Origin of the sequence: Capnocytophaga sp. oral taxon 326 str. F0382 (assembly GCF_000318295.1) — a bacterium.
In the GTDB taxonomy this organism is placed as follows: domain Bacteria; phylum Bacteroidota; class Bacteroidia; order Flavobacteriales; family Flavobacteriaceae; genus Capnocytophaga; species Capnocytophaga periodontitidis.
Map to the genome: position 1 here is coordinate 1 of NZ_KB291447.1, position 8,641 is coordinate 8,641.

At 41.2% G+C, this 8,641-nt stretch carries 4 protein-coding genes; 1 reads left to right on the top strand and 3 read right to left on the bottom strand.

Annotation, left to right across the window (positions count from 1 at the left end; genetic code table 11):
• Positions 1 to 224, top strand: a 224-nt coding sequence (locus HMPREF9073_RS16395; protein ID WP_232212955.1) for a hypothetical protein, incomplete at its 5' end; no start/stop codon positions are given.
• A gap of 298 nt (positions 225 to 522) precedes the next feature.
• Here HMPREF9073_RS16395 and HMPREF9073_RS11490 read toward each other — a convergent pair.
• From HMPREF9073_RS11490 to HMPREF9073_RS11500, 3 genes are all read right to left on the bottom strand, one after another.
• Positions 523 to 2,322, bottom strand: coding sequence for a DUF5689 domain-containing protein (locus HMPREF9073_RS11490; protein WP_034555881.1), 1,800 nt, complete (start codon positions 2,320 to 2,322; stop codon positions 523 to 525).
• Between the two features lie 294 nt (positions 2,323 to 2,616).
• The gene (locus HMPREF9073_RS11495) at positions 2,617 to 5,334 is read right to left on the bottom strand and encodes a TonB-dependent receptor (RefSeq protein WP_009413945.1); all 2,718 of its coding nucleotides are present in this window, start codon (positions 5,332 to 5,334) and stop codon (positions 2,617 to 2,619) included.
• Between the two features lie 566 nt (positions 5,335 to 5,900).
• On the bottom strand, positions 5,901 to 8,525 hold the full coding sequence (locus tag HMPREF9073_RS11500; RefSeq protein WP_009413947.1) for a reprolysin-like metallopeptidase: 2,625 nt from the start codon (positions 8,523 to 8,525) through the stop codon (positions 5,901 to 5,903).
• Positions 8,526 to 8,641: the final 116 nt, after the last annotated feature.

The window sequence follows — 8,641 nt, forward strand, 5'->3', positions numbered from 1 at the left end:
TACAACATTATGTCAATGTACGTGTTGTTTCTTATTTGGGGCGAATTGCCCTTTTGTGTGAATGGGCGAATTGCCTTTTTTGTGTGAATGGGCGAATTGCCATTCGCCCCTACAAATGCCTTATCATCTCATTTGCGGGTGCAAAGGTACGGCGTTTTTTCAAACTAGCAAATTTTTTGAGAGTTTTTTTTAAGATTTTTTTAATTTATTTTTTAAGTGGTTGAGAATGAGGGTGGTTTTTTTGTGGGAGAGGGTGGGAGGCCCCCGAACCCCCGAAGGGGGACTAACCGGAAAGGGAGGAGTTGTGCGGGTGGGGATGGGGTGGGAGCGGTGGGGTGGAAGCTGTGCGGACGGGGATGGAGGGGTGAGATGGCCCCCGACTCACTTACTCGGCAATTGTCGACAACCCCGAAGGGGGACTAACCGGAAAGGGAGGAGTTATGCGGGTGGGGATGGGAAGGGATGAAAATAAAAGAGTGAGCTTTTGGGGGCTCACTCTTTTTGGGTAAGAAAAAATGTTTTTTATTGTATTTCTACATCGCTATCTTTTATGTAGATGAGTTCGTAAATTTTTGCTCCTTTATTATCGATGTAGTCTTCGAACTTACCTGAAATAGTTACTTTTTGACCATCTTTTTTTAGACTATCAGTTTTTGCTTTTGAAATGCTAGCACTATTTGCTGGGAAAAGTTTTATTTTATTACCATCGGATAATGTGATGTAGGAATCTGTATATTTACCATTTTTTTGAGTAATAATAGTACCTGTAAGTTTTACATATTTACCATCGGCATAGTTAGCTATAGTGGCTGTAGAAGCATCTAAGGCTTCATAAGTGTGGGTAGCAGGGGCTTGACCAAAAGTTACATCTTCTGCTTTGGTATATTGAATTTGTTTTGTTCCATTATGTAAGCCAAAGGTTCCTTTTATAGTAACTTCGTAACCACCCATTGCAATTTTTTCTTTAGTTTCATTGATGTTTTTAGTACTGGAATAAACTTGTATTAAGGTACCATCTCCTAATTTAAAATAGCCCTTACCTCCTTTAGATACTAATACACCGTGCATAGTAACAACTTTATTTTCTTCAAAAACAGCTACTGTAGCGGTACTTGCTTCTATAGTTTCTGCCGGTGGTTGTGGGTTGTTATTACCTGAGCCCCATACTAAATCACTGTCTTGCTCATAAGCGATTTGAAGCGTAGTATTATGTTTGCCAAAAGTACCTGTTACAGTAACTTCTTTGCCATTTACTTTGAGGTTATCTTTATTCTCTTTACTAATTTTACTGAAGTTTTTAGTGTACAATTGTATTTTGGTGCCATCACTAAAAAGAATATAGGCTCTGCTTCCTTCTACCTTAAGATTACCGTGTAGTTTTACCTTTTTACCTTCTACGAAGTTGGCGGCTGTAGCTGAGCTGGCTTCTATGGTTTCAACGGTTGTATTGGTTTGAGTATTGGTTTGGGTACCGGTAGAGGTGCCTCCGTTGACTACTATATCAGCGTAGTTGCTAATCATAAACTGCCAATTTTGACCGTACTTGGTGAGTACCCCTGTGACATCTAAAGTTCCTGCAGGCACTTTTTCATCTTTGAATTTGGCATAACGGCTGGTTCTAAAAGGAATTGTATTTCCTTGTGCATCGGTAAGGGTGTAGTCTGTTCCTTGACGGGTGTCATTGGCTTTTTGATGCATATTTTTACCTACATCTTCCGTTTTGAAGTGTACTCCTTTAAGGGTGATGAGTTGGTTGATATTGGCTTCTACCTTTAATGTATTTATAGAAGTATCGGCTTTAGCGAGTTCGGCTAAAGTTTTACGCACACCTCCTTTATCGAAAAGGTGATTTTTAGCGATGGCTTCTGACATTCGTCCTACACTGGTTCTTCCGTTATTTGCTTGGAATATACCACTTCCAAAGTCGACTCCACCATTGTTTACTTGTGAGGTGAGTCCTTTGAGTCGCAATTGCACTTTGGCACCTAATGGAAAATCAGTATATAGACCTGTTTTATTGATAGCGACGGTAACTCCTTTGGTTTTATCTTCGTTTTGGATATAAATTTTTTGATAGAAGTTACCAGCTTCGTCACTGGAGATTACATAACCTTCGATTGCCTCGTCGGCTCCATAAGTAGTTACATTTGTAACGGCTTTACCTATGGCTGTATCGAAGCTTACTACCTGACCACTAAAAGGCGGTAGTGTTTTTTCGCCTTCAGGGTTAGGGATGTCATAATCGTCGTCCTTTACACACGATGTAATTGCGAATAGCGACAATAGGGCTATCGCTGTGGGCTTTAATGCATTTAGTTTCATATTGTTGTTATTTATTAGTTTAGCCTCCAAACCTCCGAAGGGGAACAATCCGCAAAAGGGATTCAATGGGGCGATTTTTAATGTTACTTGTTACCTATTATTTATAGTCAAACAAAAATAGATTGGAAATAAGTTTACTTTTAAAGGCGTTTGTAAAACGAATTACATAACATACTTTAAAAGTGTTTAATTTTCAGGGTATTCAACTTTGCCAAAGGTCGTAGCACGACAAGCAATTAAAACTTTGGCAAAGTGTAGCGACATAAAATTTGCAAACCAATTCTGATTTACTATTTAGAGACTTACCGCTAAATTAAGCATATAGGTACGTCCGTAACCTACGAAATATCGGTTACCGAAAGAAGGGACTCCTTGGGCGTTATCTTGTAGCATTCTGCCATAGTTAGCTGTACGTGATTGTTCAAAACCTCCTGAAAGGAATTTGGTATCGAAGAGGTTGTTCACGCTTGCCATTAGGTTGATATAGGTTTTCTTTACGCGCCAAGATTTACCAGCAACGAGGTTTACTAAGAAGACATCGTCTAAGCGTTCTTGTTTGAGGAGTTGACGAGCTTTATCGAGGTCGATATTAGAGTAGGGTGCTTTGGTAGCTGGGTCGATAAAGAACTGAGAGGTGCGGTTGAGGGCAGATAGCGATACGTAGTTTTGGGCTAAGAAATTGGCAGTGGCGCCTACCCACCAATATTTAGGATTACGGTATTCCAATCCTAATGAATAAGCTTGTTGTGGCCCGCTTGGCACGTGGTAATTTTTCATTTTAACCTCGTCGATAGCTTTATTTACATCACCCGCTGAAATGTAGAGCGATGGATTATTGATATAGGTGTATTGCCCTATAGCAGCCACTGCTGTAAGTTTTACAGTAGGGTGCAATTGCGCTTCAGCACCCAATTCTAATCCGAAGTGGCGTTTTTTGATGCCATCGATGGTTTGTGCCACAAAATCTTTATCGATTTCATCGGTAAGGGCGGTTTCGGTATAGAAGAAGTTAGTTTCGGCAGTGTTTTCAATTTCGGTAAAGAAGCCTGTGAGGCGACCTTTCAAGAAAGAAGAGCGCAATATATAGCTTGCATCGGCGGTGTAAGCCATTTCGTTTTTGAGATTAGGCAATATTCGATTGGAGTTGCGCACATTAGGATAGATATTGCGCAAGGATTGTGGGGTGTTGAAATAGCCTACATTGAGTTGCAAGAGGTGGCGACCAGTGAGGGCATAAGTAATTCCAGCTTTGGTACTTACCCCGTTTTGCACTTGCAAGGCGCCTTTGCCATACGAATCGCTGTAAAGGGGGTAGTTGTATTTACCCTCGCGTTGTACATCGGTGTAGTGATAACGACCAGCGATGAAGAGTTCGGCTTTTTTGAAGGTAAATTCTAATTGAGAGAAAGCCTCGGCTACATTGCTTTTTAGGCTATAGAAGTAATTCCATTTATCGCCTTTTTGTTTTTTCATATCTGCCTCATTGGCATCGTAAGGTTTGTTCTCGAAGTAATCGTAGTTCACAAAGTACTGACCTCCGAGCAAGTCGTCGATTTCGGCGAAGTTATCGGAAGAGATATTGCGGTATACGACTCCTGACGTCCATTTGATGAAGTCGTGAATAGGCATTGCAAAATTCACGTTGGCAGAAAGGGTGCGTTCGCGGTTGATGTCGTTGCTCACTATAAAAGTACTGTGTTTATCGGCATTGTTATAGTTAGCATAGTACAAGTTTTCCCAATTGAGTTGAGAGTTAGCCAAGATATAGTTTTTTTGTTCTTCGGCGGCTGCAAAGTCGGGGCCTGCATTTTGGTTCAAGTAATAGCTTGGCATATTTTTATAGTAGTTAGGTTCGGGGTTTTGGGCGTTCGCATAAGCGATACGGGTATTGCCAATTTCGCCGAACTGATAGCCTAAGTCGATATTCAAACGCGTATTGTTTTTCAAATAGTTATATGAAAGAACGAAGATAGGTTCGGAGATGATGCGGTTGCGAGAGTTGCGTTTGTCGCCCATTTGTCTGCCCCAATAAGGGTTGTATTGGTAGCCAAACAAATCGAGAGCTTCGCGAGTGAGAGGAGAGCTTTTGCCGCGTTTTACGGGAGAGAAGAGTCCGATGAGGTTGAAGCTGTGATGATCGTTGAGTTGGTATTCAACGCCGCCAGAGAAAGCATAAGCGTTGTAGAGCGTTCCATCGACCCAAGTGCCTTGAGGGGCGAAGCGACGGGAGGCGGATACCATAAACGACAAGCCATTGCGGAGTACACCTGAGTTGTAGGTAGCCATCAATCGACCGGTATAACTGCGGTTGCTTGCTGAAGAAGTAATGCGAAGCCCAGTGCGGTTGAGTGAGGGGCGAATGTTGATGTAGTTAGAGCCCATTAGACCGCCGAAAGTATAGTCGGATTTTGAGAGTCCATTGCTGTACTCTTGGTTGCGAGTGATGTCGTTGAGACCTCCCCAATTATTCCATTGGGCGCGACCATTTTCAAATCGGTTCATAGGAATACCATTGATGAGTACAGTTACATCTTTGGAATCGTAACCACGAGGTTTGAAGAAAGCAGAACTAAAATCGAAAGCTGCACGTCGCATAAACACATCTTGAGAGCTTTGCAAGAGGCCAGACATAGCATCGGCACCGCTCTCATCGTCTTCGAGTTCAGATTCGTTGATTACAGCCATTTGTTCGGATTCTTGAACTAAATCGGCTGTTAGGCTCACTTCAGACAGTTGCTGAGTGATTTTTTCCCCTCCTACAGAGACTAATTGCTCCTGACGGGTGTACCCATTAAGTGAATAGATGATAAGGTATTCGCCTTCGGGAAGAGAGAGGGCGTATTTTCCTTTTCCATTGGTAGTTGCTTGCCAAGCAGAAGCATTGACGTGTACTTTCACGCCTTCTAATGGCTTTTTGCTCAATTCATCTACTACCGTTCCTTCTACTCGCCATTGTGCAAATGCCGAAGCTGACATTAGCAAAAGTATGAACAAATAAAATTTCTTAAACATAATAAGGTTGATTTCTTGTATTAGGAGACAAAGGTACAACAATAAAAGTAAATAACCAAAAATAAATCATAAAATTATTTTATCGTGAGTTTGGTGTAGGTAATTATTTGAAAATCAGTAAAATATTTTAAATTGTGCTCAAATTTTACAAATTTGTGCAGCTGGGTTTGTGGAATAAGAATTTACACGAAATTGAGGTTAAAAAAGTGATTTTGTGATGAGGGGGAGAATCTCGGAGAAGCTTGGGAAAACTTTGAGAATCTTGGAAAAACTTTGAGAATCTTGGAGAATCTTGGAAAAGCTCGGAAAAACTCTGAGGGGGGGATTGCTATAGAAAAAGCCGTGGAAAGTTCTGTTTGTGAGGGCGTTTGCAGCACATACCCAGCTATCGCTGGCTTTCCTACACAACATACTCTAAAAGTGGTTGATTATCAGAATATTTAAGTTTGATAGAGATAATAGCAAGACGAGCGTTTAAAAACTTTGGCAAAGGTCGTAGCACGACGAGCAGTTTAGATACTTTGCCAAAGTGTAGGGACGCTATTTTCACCTAATGGTGATTGGTATTATCTTACATATAAAAAGCCTTTTTGCTGTTCTTCTTTTCCGCGTTTGCTGTAACGAACGATATAGAAATAAGTGCCGTGAAGGGCTTTGTTATTGCCTATAAAACCTTTGACATTGGCATAACCTCTAAAATAATCGCCATTTTTGCCATAATGTTCATTTTCATATACTTTTAAGCCTGTTTCATCGAAAATAAGGAGGTGAATAGGGCTATTATCATCTGCTCCTTCTACGGTAAAATAATTATTCGTATTCTCGGTAGAAACGCCATTGTAGATAACAATGTTTTTCTCTGGCTCTTGCTGTGGCTTTTTTGCTATGGGTCTTACTGTAATGGTTTGCTTGTGTACTGACTCATTAGCACAATCATCTTTGGCTACCCAAGTATATATTATTTTATTGGCAAGGGTTTCTTTGGTAGGAACGACTTGAAATGTACCTTTACAATTATCGGTAGCGGTAAGAGTAGCTCCAAGAAGTATTTTAGCTCCTTCATCAATCGTTGTATCTTGAGGTAAGCTCCCTACAAAAGTAGGTTTTTGGGTATCATTTACCACGATTGTTTGTTGATAAGTAATGGTTTCACAGCCATCGTAAGCCTTGAATGTGCGCTGAATGGTAAAGCTATTGGCACAAGTTCCAGCGAGCTTTTTATCTGTATGGGTAATGGTTACTGCTCCACAACCTCCTTCGGTTGTAGGGTTAGCAGGTGCAGGTATCTCATTAGCACATTGAACGGTTACGTTTTGGGGTTTGCTATTCTCTACAAAGATTAAAGGAGAGGGCGTTCCTGTTTTCTTTTTAATTTTAAAGCCTCCATTAGGTACTGATTTTCCGTTAGAGGTTTTATAAGGCGCTACATTGGTAATAGCGAAAGCGATATGGTCTATCACTTCCACTTTGATAACCCCCGCGGGGAGTTGGATTTTTGGTTGTTTGCCCCATTCTACCGTACCTATCTCGATATTAGGAAGTGTAATCTCGCAAGTACCATCGTTTTCGGTGCTTTCTACCAAAGTATATTTAAAAGTCTTACCTAAATCATCGGAAAGGAGGATGCGCACTTTGCTATTGGGGTCAAAGAAGTTAGGGTCTACTTGCCAATGAAGTGTTATTTTATCACCCCCTTGGTACTCGTCGTTCATTCCGTTAGTGATCGCAAAAGTTTTACCGTCGGCGATATTTACCTTTACAGCTACCATATCGTAATTCACAAAGCGTTGAGGGGCAGGATTAGAGGTTGCTACCCAAAAAAGATGTTCGCCTTTTGCATTGGGACGTGTATACTCTATAAAGCCTCCTAAATCGCTGTATTGTGTTTGGAAAGTGATAGGATTCCCTTCTGTTTTCCCCTTACGAGTGAGGAACTTAGGATCGTTTACTCCTGCCCTACTGGTGAGTTGTGCTGTGTAATAAATAGGGAGATTGTTAGTGTTTGTTGCCTTGATACGGAATTGGAAATAAGTATCTTTAGGAATGGTATAGGTTTCTTGTAGTTTAGTGCGGTCGATTGTGGGGAAAGAGCTTTCGGTTTTGATACCATAAGCATAATTGAAATTACTCACATCATTCCCATTGCGGTCTACTAACTGAGTGCGCTGAGAATCTTTGAAATAAGACCGATTGACAATCCCGCCACGTATTTGATAAGCGGTAGGGAGTGAAAAGAAAGCTCCATCGGGGAAATTGTTGCTATAGCCCATCAGTGATTGACCGTAGCGAGGTTCTGTATAGAGAGAGTTACCTGAGTAGACGTTTTTAAAAGTGTGATCGGCACCAAATAAATGTCCGATTTCGTGAGCAATGGTTGCATTTTCGGCTATTGCCGAAGCCCCTCCTTTTCTTACAAGGCGGAATCCTCCAGAAAAGAAAGCGAGTCCTGACAAGGTTGCATCGGTGCCTGGAGCGATTACAATTCCTATGTCATACTGCTTATCGCCAATGAGTTCATCAATTTTTTCAGTTGAATTTTCGATGATTTCTCGTCGTGATTTTTGATTGTACAACTGCTTAGTAGCTTCTTGAACAATGAGTCGGTTATCATCTAAAATACTGAATTTCAATCCTATATCGCGTACATATACCTCGTTGAGAAAAGTTTCGAGGTTGAGCAGGAAGTTTTTTACTTGTGTGATATCACTGCCGAAAGTATGGGCAAAATCGTAGTAATCAACCAATACTGCCAAGCGATAGAGATAGAGAATCCCCTCGGGGTCGTTGGGCATTAGAGATGTAGTAGTGGTGATAGGGCGTGCAGTAGGGCTGTTTTGAGGAGAAGGAAAAAGAGAGGTGTGCTGGTGAGTATCGGTACCACATTTTGCATTGGGGTTATGGCGGAGTCGCTCTTTTGCTGAGAGCTTACCTTGCTGTGAGCCTGTAAGTTGGTAAGTAGTCCCTTCCCATTGCAAGCTACCAGAAGCCTCTTTATTAGGGTGTACTACCAAAGTAGCCACAAACTGGTTTTGGCTGTAGCCTACAAAGGTGTGAATATCTTTATTTTGCTGAGAGTTTTCGCGCTCTTGCCATTGGAGATTAAGGGTTTCGCCATTAGGAAGGGCTATGTTCCATTGTGCTTGAGCAGTAGTAAAACTGAGGTAGAGGAATAAATAGATAATATGTTTCATTTCTATTATTGGGTAATGTTTTGAAAGGGGGCGTAGTACGACTAACGATTGGTAATTAATGTGAGTTCAGCGTAAGTAATTGTTTAACAATCAGTAAAATATTTTTAATCTCCCAC